Source organism: Arthrobacter sp. B2a2-09 (assembly GCF_027587375.1).
GTDB lineage: Bacteria > Actinomycetota > Actinomycetes > Actinomycetales > Micrococcaceae > Arthrobacter.
The window spans coordinates 1-462 of sequence record NZ_JAMXIC010000098.1 but is presented as its reverse complement, the minus strand read 5'-3'; the positions used below and the strand labels follow the sequence as shown (position 1 = coordinate 462).

1 protein-coding gene is annotated in these 462 nt (G+C 58.7%); it reads right to left on the bottom strand.

The features are described from left to right. Nucleotides 1-437, bottom strand: a 437-nt coding sequence (locus tag NFJ07_RS25695) for a portal protein (protein WP_269998936.1), incomplete at its 3' end; no start/stop codon positions are given. Between the last annotated feature and the right edge of the window lie 25 nt (nt 438-462).

The following is a 462-nucleotide window of genomic DNA, read 5'->3' as shown; positions in this document are numbered from 1 at the left end:
GCGTCTGGGTCTGACAGGTCCAGCAGGATGTCACCAGCCACAGTCAAGTGGTTGATGACTTCGTACAGCGTGTCACGGGAACCGCTCATTTCCAGTTGCAGCGCGGCGTCACGTTCACCCTGACTGAGCAAGTCCGTCAGGTTGTCCATGGTGATGCCGAGCTTCTGCACCATGTCGTTGGCTTCCTGCTCACCGATGGCGAGGCGGAAGAACGGGCGCTGTGGGAACATAGCCATCATCAGCTTGTTCACGAGGTTGGTTACGGCTTGCGCACCGAATGAGGTTGTTCCGTTGGTCAGGTCATCCCGGCCACTGTCGTAACTGTCGTCGGTGCATACACTGGGGAGCGTAATCTCGGCCAGTCGTTGAACCTTGTCCAGCTTGCTGCTGCGCTTTGCTTCAAGGTTCGACCACTCCCCGGAGGCCGTCATGTGCATCACAGACGGACGCTCGATCCGCTGC